Here is a 23,918-nt window from a genome sequence, read left to right as displayed (position 1 = left end):
ATTAGAAGGTTCACCTGATTCCTGGTAGTTTGGTGCTTGTCGTATTTATCATTCATGGTTTGGGAATGACCCAGTGATAGGGCGCGTTGTTCACGTGTCAAACCGGCAAGTTTGCCATGGTAATTTGCCAGGTGACGTAAGGCGTGGGTTTGGGTGAAGCCTTGACCTCCTACTTGCGAGGCAAATCTTGATAACTTTTGCCTCATTCGATTGTGGTATATATCTTTCATCGTATCAGGGTGACTATTTGCTTCAGGAATGCATTCAGGCATCTTGACTCCTGAGTCTTTTATTCCTAGTAATTCAATCAGATTTGGATAATCGGGATGAATCATTGGACGGGCAATACGGTTACCAGTTTTCACTGTAATATAGTGCCGTTTACCACTGGTGTCAGTCACCCAAAAGCCATCGTCAATAACTACAATATTTTCATCATTAGTTGGGTCATGGAGCGCTAAGAAAACTCTATCCCCTCTTTTTATTGTTTCGTCAAGATTAAGGATAGCTTTAAACTCGGAAGCACGGAAGCCGTAAATCAGGTTAAAACAAATAGCTTTCATCCATGATTTGCGTGACTCAATGTGTCGATATTGAGTTTTGGTTAGCTTATAACCACTAAGCCCCAGTACTCTACTTCTAAAATCTAAAAAAGTCTCAAGGTCAACAGTCTGTTCCTTGTTTTTCTGAATCACTTTGATTGTTCCGAAATAGGATTGCACATTCTTAAGACCCTTGTCATGTTTAGTGTCTCTAAAAAGCTTACAGCAAGAAGTGTAAGCGTTCTTGAATCCTCTAGAACAAATAGTCTGAGTTCCAGAAACAGTAAAAAGTTGACCCCAGATTCTCTTGATTTCAGCAATAAAATTGTCTCCATTAAGTTTGAGATTGGGATTGAGCTTAGAATGATATTGACCATAGGCATCATAGTATCCAGCTAGAGTATTGGTCTTGAGCTTCTCGCTACTCCTATCTCTGCCGCATTTATCGTAACCCGAAAGGTAATTCTTCCTTACTATCTCAACAGCTTGACCGATAGTTAGGCAGTCATCAATAAGAATCTGAATGCCCTTGATTTCTGATTCGTACCATTCCCAGTATTCTGACTCTGAGCCAGCTTCTTTGAGCTTGTCAAAAACCGCCAAAGCTTTTGCCAGAGCATTGATACATCCATCGCGAGTAAATGACTCATTACAGGAGTTATCAGTAGTAGCGGAGTTGTTAGGCGTTTTGAATCGGAGATATAACCGATTGCCTTTTCTGCTGATAGAGACACCCTTTGGGGTTGACTTCTGACAAGCTTTGAGGTAAGCCCTCACTAGCTCATGGTCTACTAACTTAGACGGGTCAATTTGATTGGAGTAAAAATACTCATTAACTAAATTCCACGTCTGCTTAAAGTATTCAGACATCTACCTATTTTCTACCTATTTTCTTTTAAAGGTCTACAAGGTAGGCTAGGTATAGACTTCACTTGCTTTCTAGGGAGCGGACAAGAAATAACTTGCGAGTTCGAGTCTCGCCATCCGCATGAAATAAAGATTAATCTAGGGGTGAACGGGTGTTCACCCCTATGTTATTAGGGTATCACTATCGCCGAGAAGCTAAGGCGAAGCGTTCAATCCCAGCTAAGTCTTTATGGATCTCAATTTGACGATAATTATCATTCTCAACCAGTAATTGTTCTACTGGTTCGGCTTGTCCTGCCATCATTTCCACGATCCATAACCCTCCAGAGCATAAATAGTCGGGAGCCGCACTAATCAGGGTGCGGATACAGTCTAAGCCGTCCGATCCGCCATCAAGGGCAAGATGGGGTTCATGATCAGCAACTTCGGGTTGTAATTGGTTAATTAAGCCTGTTGGAATATAGGGGGGGTTGGAAACCATGCCCACCAATTGGCCTTTAAGAGGATGAAGGGGAGTAAACCAGCAGCCTTGATAAAACTGGATTTGAGCGCTAAAGGGATATTGGGCAGCGTTGGCGCGGGCGATCGCCAATGCTTCTGGGCTTCGATCGACTGCATGAACGGTAATTTGAGGTAAAGCTTGGGCTAAACCGATCGCGATCGCTCCGCTTCCCGTGCCTAAATCTGCCCAATCTCCATCCATTTGCCCCACATCAGAAGCCAGGACTAAATCAATAAACAGCTCGGTTTCTGGACGGGGAATTAACACCCCAGGAGCCACGTGTAGCTCCAAATCTCGCCAAGTTAATTCGCCAATCAAATACTGGAGGGGAACCCTAGTCTCAATTCGCTCTTTCCAGAGTTGCTGAATGTCTAACCAGGGACGAGAGAAGGGAATATCGGCATGAGACTTAAAGGACTCTAGACGTAAACTGAGGGTATCGAGACTAGAGAGCGATCGCAGCAGTCCATCCACCTCAGACGGGGGGATATTCGCTGCGATCGCCGCTTCCTGTGCCTGCTTTCGCCAGGCTGCCAACTCTAATCCCGAAACCATAAATCAGGGTGTACCTTATTAATTTCCCGACTGCCGGCGTTCTATCTCTTCCTGGAGAAAACTACGAGATTCTGGTGTCGGAATTAACTCCACTTTTTGCAAAAACGGATCGTCTTCAGTAATCAACAAATCCATCAACCGCTCTAAAGTGGTCACTTGAACCACAATTTGAGAATTAGCATCACTATTCTGCTTTTTATACTCTTCCAGAGCTTGCTCTAAGTCTCCATGGTCAAAAAAGGCCAAAACCGCTTGGCGATCGCCATTTTGAATCGTCAAATACCCCTGATCTTCCCCTGCTTTAGCCATAAAGAGAGGAACACCCTGAAACGCATTTGCTAACTCCGGATCTCCTTGTTGCTGCAACACAGTGCGAGCTTGATTGACCTGTTCATCTTTAGGCTGAAACTGAAACACTAACGGCTCTTCCGAATCCTTATATTCTTGATGTAACTTATATACTTCACTCAACGGAATTGCCCGCGCACTCATGCCTTGAGGAATATCAGGATTACTTTCACGTACCTGAGCTAAAAAACTTTGAGCATCCGTTTGACTAATAAAAACACGAGTTAAAGAAATCCGACCCTCATCCGGTTTTTCTTGATCGCGAGGAACAGAAACCGTCAGTAACACCCCTTCTTCATCACTAATTGCATAAACTGGAATACCCTGTAATTTTCGTTCTATTTGTGCTTCCGGAATCGCAATAGCGGCTGAGGGCATCAAGCTCAGACCAACGACAGGACTCAATAGTAGAGTCCCCATTAAACTCACGCGACTTCCCCATTGAACCAATGACTTAATCAATCTTCTTTACCTCAACATTTATCGATTTACATAGCAATTCCTACCTAAATCTTAGGTGGAATCGCAATTCTGTGCCAGTTGTTAGACGCTATTCTCCTGACTTGGGCAATTGCCTTTGAGTTCCAAAACCAATACAGCTCGGTATCCCCGTGTCCGGAGTGTCTCCTTGTCCCCCTGTCTTCCTACCCTTCCAAGGGGCCAAACACCATCTGAAGAACCATGGGCTTACCCCCATCTTCATGGTAGCGGTCTGCCCACGCACGAATGACTTCGTCAAGTTCTTCCATGGCTTGCTCATAGCGTTCTGGGGGGATATCCATTTCTTCCAGGATACGCATGACGTGGGGTTTTTGTTCTGAGGGACTTTCCGCCCATTCTTGCATCATTTGAAAATAGCGGGCGGTATCTTCGACTAAAACATATTTTCTCTCTTCCTGATCGACCGGGGTATAGGTGGAGCGAGTGAGAGCGTAGTAGGGCATTCCCCAGGGGACATCAATGCGAGTGACTGTGCCGGAGTAGATCAGACGGCGTTTAATATGTTCAGCAAGAGCTTCGCTGAGGGGAAGTTGCCGGTCAGTAGGAAGATTGGAGTCTTGTTGCGATCGCGTATGCAAATATTCAATCAGATCCATAAACTGGAATGAGGGAATTACTTGGGCATCCGGTAGATGGGGGGGAAGTTTAGATTCAATATCTTGTTTTTCTTCCGAGACTAAATTATTGCCCAAAACGCGAGATTTTCCCGGTTGCCAATGATATTTTTCCATCCAGACATAGGGAAATTGGATCAGATAGCGGGGTTCGGTAGACCCCAACATTTTCAGCAGTTTTCCTTCGGTGAGCGCTTGCCGAACTTCTTCAACAATGACTTTAACTCGTTTGGGTTCGATGTGGTGCAGATGCCCCGTCATTCGCAAGTTTTGCCCCTGCTCCATGTAAGTCGTATAAATCGCGCATTTAGCAGCAGTAGCGGCAGCGTCTAAGAAAGCCCCATGGCGATGGCCACTATTTCTCATGGCAATAAAGGCTAGATATAACAGGATCTGATCCATTGCACTGGGGCTAAGACGTTTGATCAGATCATTTTCATTAGTCATATCACTTATGAAATCCGGCAAGGTTAACAAGTTGAAGGGCAAACACAGGGCGCTTACCTCAGTTCAGGATAAGCTTAAGTACCTTATATCCTAACCTAGGATTGTCAGGAATAGGGAATGGGAATTAGGCAATAGGCAATAGGCAATGGTCATTTCTTCGCGTCCCTGCCTTAAGGTCGCCATTCGGGTCCAGTGGGTGTACTGTGTAGTTGCCAGAGGCGATCGCCTCCACTATACTCTAAACGTCCTTGATTAAGCGGTTGTTGGATCAATGGGGAATCTAGGACTGGCCAGTTATCTAGAGTTTTGACTTTACCCTTAATTCTTCCTAATCCTTTACCACTTTTGGGGATATAGGCGAGGGATAATTGGGTAGAGTCTGAAGACTTTTCACTGGGTTTGGGTAAACTGTGGTAGCTTAAACGAGTTGGGTTGAACTGAGGTTGCGTTTGGCTCAGAGCTTGCGTCAGTTGGCTGAAGTTGGAATAATCGCGAGTCGAGACGATTTCCGTAATCCAAGCCGTATTCGGGCCATGGGCCGCCAGCACTTGATAGTCTGCTTCTCTACCTTTTTCTGAGACTGAAGAGCGCCATTCAATCCGTTCTCCCCACGGACGAGCGCAGAGCCAAGTGTTTTCGATTTGCCAAATATACCAGTCTTGATACCGTTGGGGTTGGCCATAGCGGGAGGGTAAAACGAGATGGGACAAGGGAGGCACTCCAGCAGCGAGATCTTCGGAAGACAGGCGCAATTGGTAGAGAACGGTTCCTTGATATTGTAAATATTGATCGCCCGGAGAGCTACCCGTTGCCATGGGAGTATGATAAGTTCCGGCTAAGGAAATGACCGCATTGTTTTCGCCTTGGGGGTCTCGAACCACTAATTTATAGGTAGCATACTGGGCATTGATTGTACCTTTGACTTGGTAGGAACGCCCAGGATTAATTAATGTGCCCAGACTGTAATCTGGGGTGATATAGAAGGTTTCCCAAAATTGATTATCTTGGTGATAGGAATAATAAACCGGATGGCTAGCTTGCAGTTCAAAGGGAAGAGTAATATTTTTCTGGGCAATGTCCTTTAAATGTTCAGGAGGACGATAGGTACTCAAGGCAGCCGGAAGTCCCACTCTCGAAGCACTAGAGCGCATTCTTTGAGAAGTTTCTGGCCCATCTCCCCACCAAAGCCAGGCAACGGTGGCCAGTCCACTCTCATCCCAGGTTCCTCGGTCAAATCCGCGACTTTCTGCGCCGCCTGCGGTTCCCCAACTTAACCGTAGAGCCATATTGGTGGCCAACCAGTCTAGGGCAGCTTTCGCTAAGGCTTTGCGTTCTGGGGTTTGGGCAAAATCGTAGAGATTGAGTAATCCAGCGATCGAATAGCCATAATAGGTAGACGAGTGAAATTCCCCTTGGCCAATGGTGAGAAACTTATTAATTTCCGATCGCAACCACGCTTCATTGGTTGCCTCAGTTGCTGGATAAGCCACCGGCCAACCGCTACCATCCATCAAGGCTAAACCGGACACTCGCTGCATAAACATATGGTTCTCGGTTCCCGACTCATTCCATTGTTCTACCCGCTTGGCTTCCAGTTGGCTGCGATAGTCTGCTTCTAAAGCTGGCGGTAAATTTGCGCCAAACTCAAACCAGATACGAATGTCAAAAATACTGCGGAAGTGATAGAGGTCAGTTTTTTCTTCATTAAGCCGTTGGAGGGCTTGCCCAGTCGTTTCGGCATTATACTCTGTAGGAAGCGACAGACGGGCAAGGATGACCGGCAGAAGGTATTTATGGGGATCGCCTATATCCCGCTTTTGCCACCAAATTTCTAGGTCTTCTAAATCTTGGGACGCAATCTGTTGTCGCAGGGCTAAACTTCTGTCTTCAAACGTGGAAGTTTGAGAGAAAGCAACGGATGATTGGCGCTCAACAGAGGGAGTAGGATGAGTTCCTGTTAATAAGCTAAGGAAGACGAGGATGAGGGTGGAGAGCTTTAGAGATTTCATCAATCAGAGGTTGAGGGATAGATATTTAAATGGTTTACTAAATCTGTGAGTCAATCCTTCAAGAATAGCTAAAAATTTTATGACGGTAACTGACCTATATCAAGGCATGTCTGATTTCTATAATGCCTTTGTTCAGCGGAATCGAGATTATCAAGCAATTGCCACCGATCTCATTGACCTTTTCGGTGATGGGCAAACCATCTTAGATGTGGGAATTGGAACCGGCTTGCTGGTCGAGCAAATCCTTCATTTGCGACCTAACCTGCGGGTAGTTGGAGTAGATACAAGTGCCTCACTACTTGAACAAGCAGAAGAATGTTTAGGGAGTCAAGTTGAGCTTTATTGTGAAGATATCAGTAATTTATCTGTTGACAAGCTCTTCGATATTGCCTACTCCCGTGGTGGAGCCTGGGCATTTGTCAATGATGGCGATCATGTTTTGCTGGCAAGCCACATTTTGGATTTGGCTACCCTTGAGCGAAGTTTTGAACGGGTTGCCGCACACTTATGTGATGGAGGACGTTTAATTATTATTTCATCCAATTCCAATCATACCAAGCAGGAACAACTGGATGATAATATTGTATTCGAGAGAAAGATCACCCAAAAAAGGGTTGATGATGAGCAATATCTGATCTTAGACTATCACTGCTATCATCAAAAGGAGCTTGTTGGACAACAGCAAGTAAAAATGCGATTAGTGGACTTAGAATCTGTGGAAAAGATGCTGGAAGCGGTAGGACTTATCTCTATATCCAATCATGAAAGTGAATACCACGTCTATGAAAAAAGGAGTTGTTAATGAGTAAGTATTTTGAAATGATGACTGAGATCTCTCAGGAGACGGATGCGATCATTAAGCATTATACAGACCATTTGAATGAGGAAGTGAAACAACTTCCAATGAAGCGGTATGGTCATCCACGGTTACGAGATCTACAAATCCGAACGGGTTATGAGATTAATGGCGGGAAAAACTGGAAAGAACTTACTCCTGTTTGTGCTAGTTTTGAGATTCTCAACTGTTCAACTTATGTTATCAATTGGTTTCTTGATGAGAAGCATGGTTATGAAACGAGTGAGAGTAAACGAAACTTGGTGATTGCTGGATTTCAACTCAGAGAGATTGCCCAACAGATTCTAGAGGATTACGGTATGACAGCGCTCATACCACTGTTGAGCAAAATCAACCACCAAATTTATTTGGGTCAGAGGATGGATATTCAGGAACTAAAAGTATCTAGAATAGGAGAATATCCAGAGTATAATGAATTTCTAGATGCCTATCAGAAACGATGTAGATTGCTCTCTGGTGTATTCTATGGCAGTTGTTTTTTAGCCGGATCGATCGTTGCAGGAGAACCCGATAATTTACTCTATGAAATGGGAGCTATTTATGGGTCTGCCACTCAGGCAGCCAATGATTTTGGTGATTTTGCTCTTCCTGTACAGCGCCTCTCAAAATTGGAAAAACCCTATCAAGATCAATTTTCTGATTTTATTAATGGAAAGTTGACACTAGCGGTCTATTTGATGACTCAAAGATCCAATGATCAAGAATGTAATCGACTGGAAGAATTAAGATATAAAGGGATTGAGGAAAATGAATACCGCGAAATTTTATGTCTACTGGTGAATAAGGGAGTGTATGCTGATTGTTTAGCTTACCTGAAACAGGAACATAAGCGATGCAAAAACATGCTTTACACTAAAGAAAAAACGGTTCATCGAGATATGATCGCTTCAATCCTGGTGAGAATTACGTCGAACAAATTCCTCTCACAGCTCAGGAAAAATCTTGAGTTGTTCCAAGTGGATCATGGGGCGACATTAACCACAAGTGTCTAGAGGTTCAAACGTGATTTTGAGTAGGTACAGTTGAGGATCATCGGTTAGCTCAAAAACTTTGGCTCGTACGGCTTCTAATGCAGCTTCATTCAAAATGCCATATCCTGTACTTTGAATGAGTTGGGCTTCTTGTACAATTTCCCCTTCTGGATCAACGACAACACCGATGGTGGCTCGTCCTTGCAGTTGGTTGCGACAGGCGAGAACGGGTAGGGGGACTTCAATGTCTTGTTGCTGCCACAGGGAACTGTTGCTGTTATTTTTATACCGGTTGGGAAGGTTGCTAATCCAGGATTCTAGGGTAGCAGTGGCTTCTTCTTGACTGGTTCCTTGTGGATCGTAGACGATCGCCTCCCGCAAGGCTTGGATTTCTGCTAACAGGGGATCGTCAGGTTCTGGAGTTGCCTCTGATTCGGGGATTTCGTCTTCTGGAGGAAGTGCAGCCACTGGAGAAGATTGAGGTTCTGGAGTTGCCTCTGGTTCGGGGATTTCGTCTTCTGGAGGAAGTGTAGCCACTGGAGAAGATTGAGGTTCTGGGGTATCCTCTGATTCAGTTTCTTGTTGGCGATATTTTTCTTGTCGGCGACGCAAATCGGCGATCGCCGCTTCTGGTATTCTACTGGGTAATACACCCGGTTCTGTTTCTTCAGGCGGTTCTTCTCCTATCGGTTCTAGAGGTTCGGGGGGAAGCGGCGTTGCAATGTCCTCTTCTGGATTATCCGCTAACCGATTAATCTCTAAATCAAGATCGCTTGGAGGCAGTATAGGCAAGGGATTTGCATCATCGTAAACGGGCGGATTAGCAGGGGGCGGTGGGGGTAAGGTGGGTATGACTAAAGGCTCTCGATAGGGAGAATTAGAAGAAATGGGAGGCAGTTGCAAAACGGGGGGCGGAGGCAGCTCCAGAGATGCACGGGGGGGAGGTAAGACAAAGGAAGAGGGATTTCCAGCACTGGAGCTATTAACTGAACTATTGCCAGGAGCATTGGCAATGGGTTGTTGCGGTTGCCATGCTTCAGGATTAATGGGAGGTAGAGTTAGTTGAGAGGGGCTGTTGAGATTGGGCAGACGTTCTAATTGTTCGGGAGTCAGTTCAACTAAGTCAACTGTATTCAGGGAAGTGCGCGAGTTGCCACTTCTGGTGGGGATGTTAATCCACAATAGCCCATGAAAGGCAACGGAGGCGATCGTGGCAATCCAAAAGGGTTGGAGAACCGGTTGCCGTTGTTGGGGAAAGAGGGGAGAGTAAGTCATGGGAAGGGAATGGGGAATAGGGAATGGGGAATGGGGAATAGGGAATTCTCATGTTTCCGTTTCGGCGTTTCCCTCTACTGCCGATTAATTACTCCCCATGATAATCAGTAGGGAGAAGTAGGAGAGGGGGAGTTGGGGGAATTGTTCTAGATTAGTATAGATTTTTTGATTGGGTTGGGTGGCTCGTTCGACAATATAAGCTTGTTTGAGTAGATTACGCTCTTTGAGAAATTGCCATACTTGTCCATAAACGGAACTGACTTTCATTAAGACAACGACTTCTGAAGAGTTTAAGGCTTGTTCTAGGCGATCGATATGGTAAAGTGCCGGTAAAATGGTCAACCGTTGATCCCGAATAGTGAGAGGGAGTCCAAGAACGGCTGCGGCTGCCATGGGTGAGGCGATACCAGGAATCACTTCTATGGAGGCTTGGGGATGTTGTTTGGTTAGGGTTTGGGCAAGATAGTTGAAGGTACTATAAAAACTAATATCGCCTTCGCAAGCAAAGGCAATATCGTGTCCTTGTTGAAGGTAGGACCAAACTTGTTGAGCTGCATCTGTCCAAGCTTGGTACAAAAGGGTTTCATCTTGTAGATAGGGAAAGGTGAGGGAGAGTTGGATTTGTTGGGGCTTGAGCCAGGGTTGGATAATGGTTTCAGCTACACCGGGTTGGTTGTTGAGTCCAGAGGGAAAGGCAACAACAGGAGCATTTTGTAATTGCCGCAATCCTTTGAGGGTAATTAATTCTGGATCGCCTGTACCGATCCCAATGCCGTAAAGAGTTCCGAGTTGCACAAATCTAGAGAAATATAAACAAATGTTAAGGTGCCTATTGGTTATTTGATTGTAACCCAGCGATGGAGTGATGTCCTATTGCTGATTGCTGATGACACGAAGGGACTATACGGATGGCGGAGTAATCACTCAGGGGCAAAGATCGAGAAAATCATCCACTTAGTTCACCCGATAAGATGAGGTCAGTTGATCTTTTTTCAGCAATACTATACAAGGAAAGTGTTGATTTTATGACTTATGTGTATTCATCCGGCAATGCTCCTGGAAGAAAGACAGTTAACCTATCGTAGGCTCAGTGAGATTTTGTATTTGCTTGATGATATTAAGCGAACCACAGATCCAGAGCGACATAAGGAGCTGACAGAACAAGCGAGTCAGTTATGTATTGAATTAAGATACCATTATTCTCAGTTAGTCCCCGATCCAAATCTTGATGGTGGTATCGCGACTTGCAGTAGCCATGAGCGATCGCCGCGGACTAATGGCGATCGCGTTAATGTCCTTGAGATGTTCCCTCAAAGTCTGTCTGATTTTCAAGGTATTTAAATCCCAGATCATTAAGCTACCATCAGCACTTCCGGCAATGAGTTGTTGATTGTCTGAGCTAAAGGTAACTGCTCTTACCCAGTCAGGAGAGGGTAAAAAGGTATGCTGGGATGAAGGGTTTTGACTCGGTTGAGATAAACGCCAAAGTTTTACGCTTAGATCGCTACTACCACTAGCTAAGTATTGGGAATCTCGACTAAAGGCGATCGCATTAATATCTCCTTGATGTCCATTCAGTTGGGTGATAAGTTCTCCAGTGTCTACACGCCACAAATAGATTTGATTACCACTACTTCCAGACGCAATGTATTCACCCTCTGGACTAAAGGCAACAGTATTGATCCCACGGGGATGAAGGATGGACTGATGGCGATTGCTCTCAATAAACCAAGTTTGCAATCGGCGATCGTCTCCGCCACTGGCGATCGCCTTTCCCTGGGGATGATACGCTAAAGAGAGAGTTACCGCACTCTGATAATGCTCTAGGGGAGTACAATACACCGTTCCCGTACCAAAGTCCCAAATCTTAATCGCATCATTAATACTGCCACTAGCCAATTGATGTTCTACAGGACTAAACGCCAAGGTTAAAACCGGTTGAGTATGAAAGTTTAAAGTTTCTTCTAAGCCCCCTGTTTCTAGATTCCAAATTTTGATCGAACAGTCAAAACTACCACTGGCTAACAATTGCCCATCGGGACTGATCGCCAAGGCAGAAACTGAACCTCGATGCCCCTCTAAGGTTTGCACACAGCGCCAGGTTTTTGCCTCTGAAGGCAGGAAAATTTGTGGGCGTGGGGGGGGAGGTGGTGGCAGTTTTTTTTCCGGTTTGAGGGCATGATAAGCATCCCTAGCACAGCGATATCGGTGTTTCGTTCCAAGCTGAATAAACCGATCTAAAATGGCTCCCAGTTTATCACTGATTTGAGTATCTCCTAAGTATTCGCGCCACACCCAAACCGCTTCTGAGTTATCAAAAAGAAGGAAGGGAGACACCTGAGTTAAAAGGTATAAACAAGTGACTCCTAAACTGTAGAGATCGCTGGCATAAATAGCTTTACCTCGAATTTGTTCGGGAGCCACATATTCGGGAGAACCGATGGTGGTTCCAGTGTTGAAGAGGGCGGTTTCCGTCACATATTTAGCGGAACCAAAATCGACTAAACTATATTCGCCATTTAAACCTTGAATAATATTGGCGGGTTTAATATCCCGGTGAATGACTTGCCGGTCATGGATATAATTGAGAACGGGTAAAAGTTTTTTTAGTAAGTCCCGAATTTGAGGCTCTGTCCATTTTCCCGTTTGCTCTAAAATGACCTCTAGATTTTCTCCGGGTCGATATTCTTGGACTAAATAGTAGCGATCGCCTTCGTAGAAATAATTATAAAATTTTGGGATTTGGGGATGATTGCCCAGTTGATAGAGCCGTTTGGCTTCTTGTTCAAATAAGTCGGTTGCTTTACTGATCTGATCGGGATTTTGGCTAGCAAAGATTAATTGTTTGATGGCACAACGGCGCGTAGTTTCTTGACTTCTATCGAGAGCCAGAAACGTGCATCCAAATCCCCCCTGACCAATTTTTTTAATCGCTTGATAGTGTTGCTTGAGGATCAGGCTTTGCCCACAGGTTTGACAGTACTTCGCGCCCTGGGGATTTTGGGGGAATCTGCAATGGGGGTTCAAACAGTAAGACATGGGGTAATTAATAATTAACAATTAACAATTAATACGATGCGATCGCCGATTGTTCCCATTGGAGCATTTCCCCCAGGATGAACGCGATCAAATATCCCTCGATTCCAACATTGCCCCTTTACAACTGTACACACAAATCGGAACTCGCTTATAGGCTGGTGTCCCGCTTTGGGGATCGATCTTAGCCTTAAACAAAACATTCGCTTCTGGATAAAACATAAATGCCGCACCCTCACGAATTGCGCCGCAGATAAGTTCAATATTCTCTAAGTCGCCTGCATCGCCCTTTACACTCACTCTTTGATGTTCTGTAAATCCTGCTTTTTTGACATCTCTAGAATTCATTAAAATACAGTAGCGATGGGGCATTCCTCGATATTTATCGGCAGTGCGGTAGACCACCGTATTATGTTGGGTATAGCTGCGTCCACTGCCTAAAATCAAGACAATTCCTTGGCTCTCTTTGGGGAGGTTAAACGCACTAATCTCTGGAATCGATAACTGGGGAAGGGGCGTAATTTTCATCTTGGCTTTGCCCGAATCTGTAGCGAATTTGGGTTCGGTAAAGATGCGTCCTTCAATGGTAAATTCAGCTTCGGTTTGATCGATTTCTCTGATTTTCTGATATCCAGGAATCGTTTGTGCAATTAATTCCCGGATATATTGGGTATCCTGGAGTTTGCGCCAGTTGACTGGGGTTTCTCCATGGCGACGGTGGGCAATTTCAGCGATCAACTCAACTTCAGAGACTAAATCCGAGTTTTCAGGGGTTAAATGGCTTTTTCCGGCTTCATTCAGGCGCACAAAGTTATTCCCGGATTCGGTGGTGGTTTTATGGGGATTTTCAAAGCGATTGAAGACGGGTAAAAGTAAGGTGTGGTGTTGGGCTAGTCCGTGAAAATGTCCTAAGTTGGGTTTGGTAGCTACATAAAAAATGGTGTCGATTTGGGATAGGGCATTTTGGGCTTGGTTTAAGTCGGGATTGGCTCCATACAGGTTGCCGCCTAAACAAAACAGGGTGTCAATTTTTCCAGATTCGGCGGCATCGATTAAGGCGCGGGTGTCATAACCGTGGGTGTCGCCTAAATCTTTGCCTAAAAGTTGGGAAAGAGCTTGTTTTATTTCTGCTCGCAAACGCACGGTTACGCCCATAGAACCGACTCCTTGCACATTGGAATGACCGCGAATGGGCATGGTTCCTGCACCGAGTTTTCCCGCGTTTCCAGTGAGTAAGGCGGTATGGGCAATACAGCGTACATTATCTACCCCATTTATTTGTTGGGTAATGCCCATTGCCCAGGCAAAAATAACGGTATTGGACGTGCCGATCGCGTAGGCGACTTCTTCTATTTCTTCTTGCGATAATCCACAAGTTGTGGTAATGTCAACCCAGTTTAAGTTGCTTGAGTAGTCGATGATTTGTTGCCAACCTTCCGTATAAGATTCACAATACTTGCACTTCACAAGATTTTGCTCAATCAGCGCTTTTTGGATTCCCAGAAATAGCGCCGTATCGCTGCCGGGAATGGGCTGTAAATATAAGGTGGAAATGTCTGAGCCACCCTTGAGTAAGGACTTAATGGGAAAGGCAGGGGAAGCAAACTTAACTAGACCAACTTCCAATTGAGGATTAATAATAATGACTTTACCACCGCGATCGCAAATTTTAATCAGTTCATTCATTAACCGGGGATGATTCGCAGGCGCATTGGAACCCACCAAAACCACACAATCTGAGTGTTTCAGGCTCTCCAAACTCACCATAGAAGTTCCCGAACCAAACACCTGTTTTAAGCCTACTCCAGAGGCAGAATGGCACAAATCCGAACAATCGGCTAGGTTATGGGAGCCACTCGCCCGCATCATCAATTGTAGGAGATAAGCCGCTTCATTCGACGATCGCCCAGAACTGTAACTGGCGATGCGCTCCCCAGGTTGATGAAACGCTTGTTCGGCAATCTGATAGACTTCTGACCAAGAAATGCGCCGGTAGTGAGAGGTTCCTGCTTCTAACAATAGGGGATAACTTAATCGTCCCAGGCGATCGCACTCTTGAGAACTCAGACGCTGTAACTCCGCTATACTATAGCGTTCCCAGAAATTGAGAGAGATGGGGGGTTGCAATTCAGCGGCGATCGCCTCTACACTCTTAGCGCAGCGTTGCAAATACTCCCCCGCTTCATTCACAAATCCACCCTTATGTCCCCCCGTTCCCCACGCACAGGACAAACAAGCACTCTTATGATTCAATGTTTGCCAAAGTTTCACCCCTTGAGGTGAAACTGTTTGTTCTGCCCAATATTGAATCACGGGTAAACCACCACCAGCTTGAGGGGTAGAATCAGAAGCAGTCATGGGAATAGCCTGAATTTTATCGATTCGATATTATAGCGCTTTGCGTTAGGGAATAATAGGGAATAGCCGTGGTAACGTGAAGATTCCAGCAAGGAACTGATGGTATGCCAACTCAACCAGCTATCTGGATGAAGAGGCTTTATCCTTGGCCGATTGCCAACCTAAGCTAGACTAGCTGTCACTATGACCCAAACTTGGAATAGCGAACTTTACGAGAGCAAACATTACTATGTTTCTCAACTGGCAACAGACTTAGTTACCCAACTTGCCCCCAAACCTGGAGAACTTATCCTCGACCTCGGTTGTGGAACGGGTCATTTAACCGCTAAAATTGCCGAGTCTGGAGCCACGGTTATCGGCTGCGATAATTCTGGGTCTATGATTGCCCAAGCTCAGGCGAATTATCCCCAAATTGAGTTTAAGTTAGAGAATGGGGAACAGTTATCCGAAACTCACGTTTTTGATGCTATTTTTTCCAATGCCGCACTCCATTGGATGACGAATGCGCAAGCCGTAGTTCAAGGCATCCAAAATGCTCTGAAACCGGGTGGACGCTTGGTGGCAGAATTTGGCGGGAAAGGAAATGTGCAAGCGATTGTTTCTGCTGTTGAAGAAACCCTAGCTGCTCAAGGTTATTCTTTCCCCCAAAAAATTTGGTATTTTCCCAGTATTTCTGAATATGTATCCCTGCTCGAAAATAACGGTTTAGAAGTGAGATTTGCCCAACTGTTTGATCGCCCAACAGCATTAGAGGGCGAGGACGGTTTACGGAATTGGATCGCAATGTTTGCCTCTCACTTACTCTCCCCCGTTCCCCTTAATGAGCGAGAAGAACTCTTAAACAACATTGAAACCACTTTGCAAACCCATCTTTATCAACAGAACAGTTGGTTTGCCGACTATCGCCGCCTACGAATCGAAGCAATTAAAAATTAAAAATGAGTTTAAAACTCCCCGCGTCCCCCCATCCCCCTATCCCCTCATCTCCCCATCCCTACCCATCCCCCTATCCCCTCATCCCCCTATCTTGGTAGGATTGAAGACGCTAAATCGGAAACACAGAAGGTAGAAGCATGGCATCCATCCGCGAGTTGCACCAACAGCTTGTGACGAAAGAGCGATCGGCAGTAGAATTGGCCCAAGAGGCACTCGATCGCATTGAAACCCTAGAACCGAAGCTTCATAGTTTTTTGGCGGTGATGGGAGAACAAGCTCTAACCCAAGCCAAGGCTGTTGATGAGAAAATAGCAGCCGGAGACGAGATCGGGCCGTTGACGGGTATTCCGATCGCCGTTAAAGATAATATGTGTACCCCTGGAGTGCCCACGACTTGCGCCTCCAAGATTCTCCAGAACTTTGTCCCCCCCTACGAATCTACGGTGACTCAAAAGCTCAAAGACGCAGGAGCGGTTATCGTCGGTAAAACTAATCTGGATGAGTTTGCCATGGGTAGCTCCACGGAAAACTCCGCCTATCAACTCACCGCTAACCCCTGGGATATAACCCGCGTTCCGGGAGGATCATCCGGAGGTTCTGCGGCGGCTGTAGCTGGCTCAGAATGCCCTGTATCCCTCGGCTCGGACACTGGGGGGTCGATTCGGCTTCCGGCTTCGTTTTGCGGCATTGTCGGCTTAAAACCGACGTATGGGTTAGTGTCCCGATATGGTTTGGTTGCTTATGCCTCATCATTGGATCAAATTGGGCCCTTTGGACGTACGGTTGAAGATGCGGCTATTGTCTTAGAGGCGATCGCCGGTTACGATCCCAAAGACTCCACCAGTCTCAATGTAAAAATCCCCAACTATGTGAGTTTACTCAGACCCAACCTCAGATCGAAAGGGCGGCTCAGAATTGGGATTATCACCGAAACTTTTGGCACAGGATTAGATCCAGAAGTCGATGAAGCGGTGAAAAAAGCTATTAGTCATCTACAAGATTTAGGGGCAGAAATTCAAACCATTTCTTGTCCTAACTTCCGCTATGGTTTACCAGCCTATTATATTATCGCCCCCTCTGAAGCATCGGCTAACCTAGCCCGCTATGATGGAGTAAAATACGGATTTCGTGCCGAAGAGGGGGATAACCTACTCTCCATGTACGAAAAAACCCGCGCCCAAGGATTCGGTCAAGAAGTGAAACGGCGGATTATGATTGGAACCTATGCCCTATCTGCGGGATATTATGATGCCTACTATCTCAAAGCCCAAAAGGTACGCACGTTGATTAAAAAAGACTTTCAAAAAGCGTTTGCGGCTGTTGATTTATTGGTTTCCCCCACTGCTCCGACTACCGCATTTAAGGCGGGTGAAAAAACGAAAGATCCCATTAGCATGTATCTCTCAGATTTAATGACCATTCCCGTTAATTTAGCTGGTTTGCCTGGATTGAGCATTCCCTGCGGATTCGATCGACAAGGACTACCGATTGGACTACAATTAATCTCTGATGTATTGCGCGAAGATTTATTATTGCAAGTTGCCCACACCTACGAACAAACCACAAGCTGGCACTTAAAGCAACCCTCTCTGTAATCAAGACAACTCCGGGGTTGGGTTCTTTTTCTTTAGAATTAAGAGAACGGATAGCCACGGGGTTGCTCTTCGTTTGTTGTTATTCCCCCTAGAAATTATGTTGAGGGTTTTATTTCATCAAGAATTATGGATTTTTTTGGCCGGTTTGGCGATCGCCTATGGAGGGCTGTGTTGGTATTTTTGGGCGACCCAAACTCGGTTAATTTTTTTCCCCGTGGAAGAAATTACTCGCACCCCAGCCGATATCGGTTTAGACTATGAAGAGGTTTGGGTGGAGTCCATAGAACCAGGAGTTAAGTTACATGGATGGTGGATTCCCAATGAAAGAAGCGATCTCCTGCTGCTCTATCTCCACGGTAACTCTGATAACATCGGTACAAACGTCTATCACTCGGGCCGATTTTACCATCTCGGCTTTTCCGTATTCCTCTTTGATTATCGCGGATATGGTCAATCCAAGGGCGAATTTCCCACGGAGAAACAGGTTTATGAAGATACGGATACCATCTGGGAATACTTGGTGAACGAGCGGGGGATAGCACCAGAACAGATTGTAGTGTATGGTCATTCTCTAGGGGGCGCGATCGCGATCGAATTAGCTACCAAACACCCGGAAATTTGCCATCTGATCATTGAAGGATCGTTTACTTCCCTGCGACGAATGGGGGATTATCGCTATCCTTTACTAAACATCTTACCCATCGATCTTTTATTGAAAAATCAATTTAATTCCCGGGCAAAAGTTCCTCAATTAAAAATGCCCACCCTCTTCATTCATGGACAACAAGATAGCGCTGTTCCTTTCTTTATGAGCGAAGAACTTTTTGCTGCGGCTCCTGAACCCAAAGAACTCTGGCTGTTTCCCCCTGGCGATCATACTACTGTTGCCCCTTTAGCTGGAGAAGAATACTTCAAAACCGTCCGTGAATTTGTAGACCTGCCCGTTTTTCCCATTCCCAGCCATTATCTCAATCCGCCAAAATAATACAGCACAAAGTCCTCTCTAGGCTATGGACTTTTCCTAGATTGGATAGAACGAGCCGTTTTAGTACTATCCCATTCTAATAAATGGGTGAGATCGAGCTGAATCGTTTTACGCGGACGAACGGGAGAATAGCCTAAAACTTTACAAATTTCTGCTGCGACTGCTTTAGCTAAAAAAGGGGGGACTGAATTCCCCACTTGTCGAAATCCGTGCCATTTGGTGCGATGAAATCGAAACCAGTCGGGGTAAGAATGGAGTCTGGCAGCTTCGCGAACCGTAATACATCGAGGCTCAAAGGGATGGATGGGGCGGGGAGACGTATATCCGCCGCGATCGCTAGGTGTACCGGCTCTTAATGTATTACAAAGTCCCTTGGGATCTAATCTCAAAAAACGACTAATCGGTTCAATTTTTCCCGGTTTTGTTGCCTTAAATCGCTGGATAGATTTGGGAGTATGATGAGTTTTTAAGCTAGAGGTTAGCAGGGTTTTATCGTACTTTCGCGTATAAGAATAATCATCGACTAACCTTAACATTCCATGTAAAAGTTTGCCATACTGACTATAGTTTCTAAAAGCAGCTTTCACCCAATCCCTGGTTTCTAACTCCGGATATCGGTAGAGTTTAGGCAGTCCTCCAATGGCATCTTTAACGGTCGGATGAGAATCAAAATAAGGAGCGTTGTTGCTCGTCTGAGTTAAGGTGAATTGGGTTAAGGGTAGGGGAAACTGGGGAGGGGATAAATCTTGACGACATCCGAGTAAAAAGAGTCGTTCTCGGTTTTGAGGCACGCCATAATCACGAGCATTTAAGACTCTATTCTGGACTTGATAATCATGGTAGGCAAACTTTTCGATAATTTCTTCAATAAATAAACGATGGGGTCCGATCGCCATACCTTTAACATTTTCCATGACAAAAAATTTAGGTTGAAGATCGGCAACTAGACGGATAAAATGGTAAACCAATCTGTTGCGAGGATCGTCTAGAGCACGTTTGCCAATCACGGAAAATCCTTGACAAGGAGGCCCGCCAAAAACAACATCAATCGTTTTTTTGCCAATAGCTGATTGTTCCCGAATTTCTGCTGCTGTAATCTGGGAGATGTTAGCACAAAGAATTGTCCAATGGGGAAAATTATATTCATGAACTCCGCAGTGAATGGGGTCTATTTCTACGGATGCCAAAATATCAAACCCCGCTTGCTCAAAACCTAGGGTCATTCCTCCTGCACCGGCAAATAAATCTACAGCGATCGGTCTAGACACCGTTTTGAAATACTGATGAGATAACGCTATAGTATAGCATAATTGGGTGCAGTGGAAAGAGGTAAAATAATGCAGCGATCGCTCCCACGAATAATAATTTTCAGTCTGAGTCTTTTTCTGACTCTGATTTTAGCAGCTATACCCGGCAGAACGGATGATGCAATTCATCCCGAAAATTGTAGTTTTAAGGGTATCCAGCTTTATGGAAAGGTGAAAGTGGTGGAACATTTCCCAGATATTCAGGTGCAAGTGGTTGAGTCATTCCCAGATTTAAAGGTCAAGTGGGTCGAGCATTTTCCTGATGCCTGTGGAAAATGGGAGCCAGTTGAGCATTTTCCTGATTTCAAAATTCAATATGTCAACAGCTTTCCGGATATCAAAATCAAGCTTGTCGATTCTTTTCCAGGGATGGATTCTTGATTATTTGGATTTTCGAGTGATTTTGAGCATTTGATTGCCACCGCGCTGTAATTGATATTCAACGGTTTGAATTTGACAATCATAGCCTTGATAGTCTAAGGTGTCTATAACTAGGGGAAGATAGGGCGATCTCTCTAAATTCAACGTAAGTAATGGGAAAATTCGGACTTCTGTACAGACTCTTAAGAGTTCTTGGATAGACTGGAGATGAAACTCTTGATTAAAGTGGTCAGAATACAAAAACAGAAAGTGGGAACATAAACCGATTTCATATTCTAGATCGGAATAATTTAAATGGGGTAGTTCACCCACTTGATAGCGACCTTCTACTTTTCCCAGTTCATAATCTTGAGTAAATAATTCGATCGCTCTTTCTCGATTTTGCCTTAAGTCTTGGGGCGATTTATGATAACTCCAAATCCAATCCTGGGCACTGCCAGCAACTTGGTCAATAACCTGATCGACAACGGCATAAAATCGATCTTTAATCTCTTGGGCACTAAAAAAATAGAGAGGATCGACAGATTGGATGTGATATCCTTGATCCGTAGCTTCTGCATTGAAACTAGCTGGGCCATCTGCAATGCTGAGGATCTTTTTTTGTAAGTCGGATGTGGTTAAGTTGAATAAGTTAATATATTCATCAAGTGACCGCCCAAAGGGAACTACTTGATCTAATTGCATAGCCATAGATATATAGCACTCCGTGCTGGTAATGGGTAAGCTGTAAAACTTTTATCTTCTGTGTTCTATGTTTAGATTAAAAGTGTTTAATCTGCAATAGAAAAGCCTCGGCGGATTGGTTTTTGGGGAGTTTCTTGGACTTGAAACATAATAGTGTCGCGCTCTTCACCTCCTGCCGTTTTGACTTCGAGTTGCCAACTGCCCAGTTTCATGTTCCAAAATAAGGAATGAGATTGAGTTGTGGCTATTTTTTCACCATTTAACCACCATTCTACAGGCTCTTCTCGTTTACCCGCTAATTTAAATTCTAGGCGATTATCTTGCGCAGCTTGGGAAGCGAGTAAGAAGTAGTCATCCTGTTCAGGAAAAACAATTCTCAGTTCCCCGTCCCATTGGTTTTCTGGCTGTTGGGAGAGCCATTCATTATATTCTGGGGGCAGTTCTATGAACTGATCTTTAGGGTTAGATTTTTCCAGATCTTCTGGATAAAGGTATTCTAAAACAATGGCAGAAGGACAAGTAGAATTAGGTTCTGTAGGGGCGAGTTGACCAAGGACTTGGTTTATAGGCGAAGATATAGATAAACTCGCCCCTACTTTTGGCGAAGATGTAAATCTATTGTCATCAAGAATTTGTCCGGTAACGGCGCAAATGGGGTGTTGAACTAAACCTGATGGAGGGGAAAAATCTGCGGGTTCTGTCGTTTCGTGTAAGTTTTGCATAATCCGATGCCAGAGGGGGGCTGCCCCCATGACTCCAGAGACTTGCTGCATAGCAGTTCCATCGAAGTTTCCTACCCAAGTCGCGACTGTATAATCAGCACTAAACCCGACGGTCCAGGTATCGCGATAATCGGAAGATGTTCCGGTTTTGACGGCCGCAGGAAAGGGCAAGTTTAATACAGAGTCTACCCCAAAAGCTGTGGCACGGGCATGGCGATCGCCCAACATATCCCTCACCAGTTCCCAAGAGGTCGGTTCTGGCGTGCCCTCTAGCTGTTCTGTTTCTTCGCCAAAATAGGTAACTAAAGGCACAGCTTTACCTTGATGCGCCACTCTCAGATAGGCGGCTGCCAACTCCCATAAACTCACCTCTCCACTGCCCAAGGTTAACCCTAATCCATAGTATTCTGGATCGTGAGTTAGATGGGTAAATCCCAGTTGTCGTAAGTGATTAAGGAAGATGGGAACCCCCACTTGTTCGAGGACGCGCACGGCAGGCACATTCAGGGAGTTAGCCAGAGCTAAACGCACCCGTACCGGCCCTAAAAAGGTTTCGCTATAATCCACAGGTTTGTATAGTTTAGCGCCAGGAATGGCATAAGTGGTAGGCACGTCAGCAAGGATGGTTTGGGGGCGGATAACCTGTTGCTCTAGAGCCAATTGGTAGAGGAAGGGTTTCAGGGTTGAACCCGGTTGGCGCAAGGCTTGCACGCCATCATTTTGCCCTTGCAGACTATCGTTAAAGTAGTTGGGGGACCCCACATAGGCAAGGACTTCTCCAGTATGATTATCGATGACGAGGGCGGCTGCATGGTGGACTTGTTTGGGGGCGAGAGCGGCAACCACTTGCTGCACTTGGGTGGCGACGAATTGCTGTAGGGCGCTATCTAGGGTGGTGCGGATGGTTCCCCCGTCAGTGGTGGGGAGCTGCTGGGAAACCCAGAAGAGGAAATGGGGGGCGGCGAGAATTCCCTGTTGTCGCGATCGCAGATAAACTTGTTCAGTATACGCCCGTTCTGCCTCTAATGCCGTAATCATTTTATCCGCCACCATCCGGTCTAAAACATAGCGCTGCCGAGTTTTCAGCGCTTGCCAATGGTAGTAGGGGTCTAGGTCAATGGGGTCATTCGGTAAGGATGCAAGCAGAGTAGCTTGAGCTAAATTTAACTCCGCAGCCGGAAGGCCAAAATAGGTACGAGCAGCCGCTTCCACACCATACAAGTTACTCCCCATGGGCAGTCGATTAATATACGCAGCTAGCAGTGTATCCTTATTCATTCCCGCACTTAAGCGCCAAGCTGTCCAAATTTCCCCAACTTTATGGGGGAGAGTGCGCGGGGTGGGATGGAGCATCCGGGCCAGTTGCATCGTAATAGTCGAAGCTCCACTCACTATTTCTCTGGCTTGAAGCGCTTCTAAAATAGCGCGAGAAACAGCAATAAAATCCACTGAACCATGCTGATAATAGCGCTTATCTTCCGCCGCAATAATCGCTTGGATAAAGTACGGGGACATCTCATCCAGGGAAACCAGCATCGTATGGTCTTGGTCGCGGGTGAGCAAGGTTCCCAGGGGCAGTCCATTACGGTCTTCAAACGTTATTGCACCATCGGTTTGAGCAATATCTTGGGCGCGAATGGGAATGAGATAGGGTACAACGCGGACGGTTAAAGCAAGTAAAATTACACCTAGAATCAGGCGAAGGGGGAGTTTATATTTTCCATGCCATAATTTACGCCAGTGTTGCATAATTGACCCATAAACTGTTGACTTTCAGAGGAAGCGTATCATCATGATTAATTATAGACCGGCAGAGCTAACTGATTTAGAGATCATTTTACAACTGGTTCAAGAATTTCATCACAGTGAGAAACTAGCTTTTGATAAAAAACTAGATGCTCAAGCTTTGGAACAGTTAATCAACGATCCGTCTTTAGGAAAACTTTTTCTGATTCAAAAAGACGATGAAATTATTGGCTATGCTCTTTTAGCTTGGGGTTATAGTCTAGAATTTAGAGGAAGAGATGCTTTTCTTGATGAATTTTACCTGAGACCCCAATACCGTCAACAGGGCATCGGCACTCAAACGCTATCATTTATAGAAAAGACTTGTCAAGATTTGGGAATACAAGCCGTTCATCTAGAAGTTGATTTTGAAAATCCGGATGCACAACGTCTTTATAACAGAGTTGGATATCAACGCCATCATCGTTTTTTGATGACTAAGATATTATAAAATTTCAAAGCAATCTAGAGGTTTATCATTGACGAAAATCCCAGTCGAAGAAGCAGTAAATCAAGCGCAAGTTTACTTTAGGGTGCGTTAGCGATAGTGTAACGCACCCTACTGGCGTGGCAAGCTTAATTTGATGCAATAGGATTTTGCTTAAATTCTCTAATTTCAACAATCATAGCGATTTCCTAATG

19 protein-coding genes are annotated in these 23,918 nt (G+C 45.2%); 7 read left to right on the top strand and 12 right to left on the bottom strand.

Annotated features, from left to right (window positions below):
- From J7529_RS21655 to J7529_RS21635, 5 genes are all read right to left on the bottom strand, one after another.
- Window positions 1-1,412 (bottom strand): hypothetical protein (locus J7529_RS21655; protein WP_318730692.1); only part of this gene is annotated, 1,412 nt, incomplete at its 3' end.
- 178 nt (window positions 1,413-1,590) lie between these two features.
- On the bottom strand, window positions 1,591-2,466 hold the full coding sequence (gene prmC, locus J7529_RS21650; RefSeq protein ID WP_318730691.1) for a peptide chain release factor N(5)-glutamine methyltransferase: 876 nt from the start codon (window positions 2,464-2,466) through the stop codon (window positions 1,591-1,593).
- Window positions 2,467-2,484: 18 nt separating this feature from the next.
- Window positions 2,485-3,234, bottom strand: coding sequence for a Tic22 family protein (locus tag J7529_RS21645; protein ID WP_318730690.1), 750 nt, complete (start codon window positions 3,232-3,234; stop codon window positions 2,485-2,487).
- Between the two features lie 224 nt (window positions 3,235-3,458).
- Window positions 3,459-4,376, bottom strand: coding sequence for a heterocyst differentiation master regulator HetR (gene hetR / locus J7529_RS21640; RefSeq protein WP_318730689.1), 918 nt, complete (start codon window positions 4,374-4,376; stop codon window positions 3,459-3,461).
- A 170-nt stretch (window positions 4,377-4,546) separates the two neighbouring features.
- Entirely contained in the window at window positions 4,547-6,385 is a 1,839-nt protein-coding gene (locus J7529_RS21635; protein ID WP_318730688.1) for a hypothetical protein, read from the bottom strand.
- 79 nt (window positions 6,386-6,464) lie between these two features.
- On the opposite strand from J7529_RS21635, the gene J7529_RS21630 reads away from it, so the two are divergent.
- A complete protein-coding gene (locus tag J7529_RS21630; RefSeq protein ID WP_318730687.1) occupies window positions 6,465-7,187 on the top strand; it encodes a class I SAM-dependent methyltransferase in 723 nt (240 codons plus the stop codon).
- Window positions 7,187-8,233 carry a polyprenyl synthetase family protein gene (locus tag J7529_RS21625; RefSeq protein ID WP_318730686.1) on the top strand — a complete coding sequence of 349 codons (1,047 nt, stop codon included), beginning with the start codon at window positions 7,187-7,189 and terminating at the stop codon, window positions 8,231-8,233. The genes J7529_RS21630 and J7529_RS21625 overlap by 1 nt, the downstream gene beginning before the upstream one ends.
- On the opposite strand, the gene J7529_RS21620 is transcribed toward J7529_RS21625, so the two are convergent.
- From J7529_RS21620 to J7529_RS21605, 4 genes are all read right to left on the bottom strand, one after another.
- The gene (locus tag J7529_RS21620) at window positions 8,216-9,487 is read right to left on the bottom strand and encodes a TonB family protein (RefSeq protein WP_318730685.1); all 1,272 of its coding nucleotides are present in this window, start codon (window positions 9,485-9,487) and stop codon (window positions 8,216-8,218) included. The two genes, J7529_RS21625 and J7529_RS21620, sit on opposite strands and share 18 nt — an antisense overlap.
- Window positions 9,488-9,571: 84 nt before the next feature.
- Window positions 9,572-10,282: a precorrin-2 C(20)-methyltransferase gene (locus J7529_RS21615; RefSeq protein ID WP_271939062.1), complete on the bottom strand. Its 711-nt coding sequence runs from the start codon at window positions 10,280-10,282 to the stop codon at window positions 9,572-9,574.
- A gap of 411 nt (window positions 10,283-10,693) precedes the next feature.
- Window positions 10,694-12,526 carry a WD40 repeat domain-containing serine/threonine-protein kinase gene (locus J7529_RS21610; protein WP_318730684.1) on the bottom strand — a complete coding sequence of 611 codons (1,833 nt, stop codon included), beginning with the start codon at window positions 12,524-12,526 and terminating at the stop codon, window positions 10,694-10,696.
- A gap of 87 nt (window positions 12,527-12,613) precedes the next feature.
- Entirely contained in the window at window positions 12,614-14,881 is a 2,268-nt protein-coding gene (locus J7529_RS21605) for an FdhF/YdeP family oxidoreductase (protein WP_318730683.1), read from the bottom strand.
- A gap of 183 nt (window positions 14,882-15,064) precedes the next feature.
- Between J7529_RS21605 and J7529_RS21600 the strand changes: the two genes are divergently transcribed.
- From J7529_RS21600 to J7529_RS21590, 3 genes are all read left to right on the top strand, one after another.
- On the top strand, window positions 15,065-15,817 hold the full coding sequence (locus J7529_RS21600; RefSeq protein WP_318730682.1) for a class I SAM-dependent methyltransferase: 753 nt from the start codon (window positions 15,065-15,067) through the stop codon (window positions 15,815-15,817).
- A 137-nt stretch (window positions 15,818-15,954) separates the two neighbouring features.
- A complete protein-coding gene (gatA, locus tag J7529_RS21595; RefSeq protein WP_318730681.1) occupies window positions 15,955-17,412 on the top strand; it encodes an Asp-tRNA(Asn)/Glu-tRNA(Gln) amidotransferase subunit GatA in 1,458 nt (485 codons plus the stop codon).
- Window positions 17,413-17,509: 97 nt separating this feature from the next.
- The gene (locus tag J7529_RS21590; protein WP_318730680.1) at window positions 17,510-18,397 is read left to right on the top strand and encodes an alpha/beta hydrolase; all 888 of its coding nucleotides are present in this window, start codon (window positions 17,510-17,512) and stop codon (window positions 18,395-18,397) included.
- A 23-nt stretch (window positions 18,398-18,420) separates the two neighbouring features.
- Here J7529_RS21590 and J7529_RS21585 read toward each other — a convergent pair whose 3' ends face one another.
- On the bottom strand, window positions 18,421-19,665 hold the full coding sequence (locus J7529_RS21585) for a DNA cytosine methyltransferase (RefSeq protein ID WP_318730679.1): 1,245 nt from the start codon (window positions 19,663-19,665) through the stop codon (window positions 18,421-18,423).
- A gap of 69 nt (window positions 19,666-19,734) precedes the next feature.
- Between J7529_RS21585 and J7529_RS21580 the strand changes: the two genes are divergently transcribed.
- Window positions 19,735-20,085, top strand: coding sequence for a hypothetical protein (locus tag J7529_RS21580; protein WP_318730678.1), 351 nt, complete (start codon window positions 19,735-19,737; stop codon window positions 20,083-20,085).
- Here J7529_RS21580 and J7529_RS21575 read toward each other — a convergent pair whose 3' ends face one another.
- Both J7529_RS21575 and pbpC read right to left on the bottom strand, forming a co-directional pair.
- Window positions 20,086-20,775, bottom strand: coding sequence for a hypothetical protein (locus tag J7529_RS21575; RefSeq protein WP_318730677.1), 690 nt, complete (start codon window positions 20,773-20,775; stop codon window positions 20,086-20,088).
- A gap of 80 nt (window positions 20,776-20,855) precedes the next feature.
- The gene (gene pbpC, locus J7529_RS21570) at window positions 20,856-23,240 is read right to left on the bottom strand and encodes a penicillin-binding protein 1C (RefSeq protein ID WP_318730676.1); all 2,385 of its coding nucleotides are present in this window, start codon (window positions 23,238-23,240) and stop codon (window positions 20,856-20,858) included.
- A gap of 43 nt (window positions 23,241-23,283) precedes the next feature.
- On the opposite strand from pbpC, the gene J7529_RS21565 reads away from it, so the two are divergent.
- The gene (locus tag J7529_RS21565) at window positions 23,284-23,727 is read left to right on the top strand and encodes a GNAT family N-acetyltransferase (RefSeq protein WP_318730675.1); all 444 of its coding nucleotides are present in this window, start codon (window positions 23,284-23,286) and stop codon (window positions 23,725-23,727) included.
- Window positions 23,728-23,918 lie beyond the last annotated feature (191 nt).

Source organism: Roseofilum sp. Guam (genome assembly GCF_017746735.1).
In the GTDB taxonomy this organism is placed as follows: domain Bacteria; phylum Cyanobacteriota; class Cyanobacteriia; order Cyanobacteriales; family Desertifilaceae; genus Roseofilum; species Roseofilum reptotaenium.
This window is presented reverse-complemented; position numbering and strand designations above follow the sequence as displayed.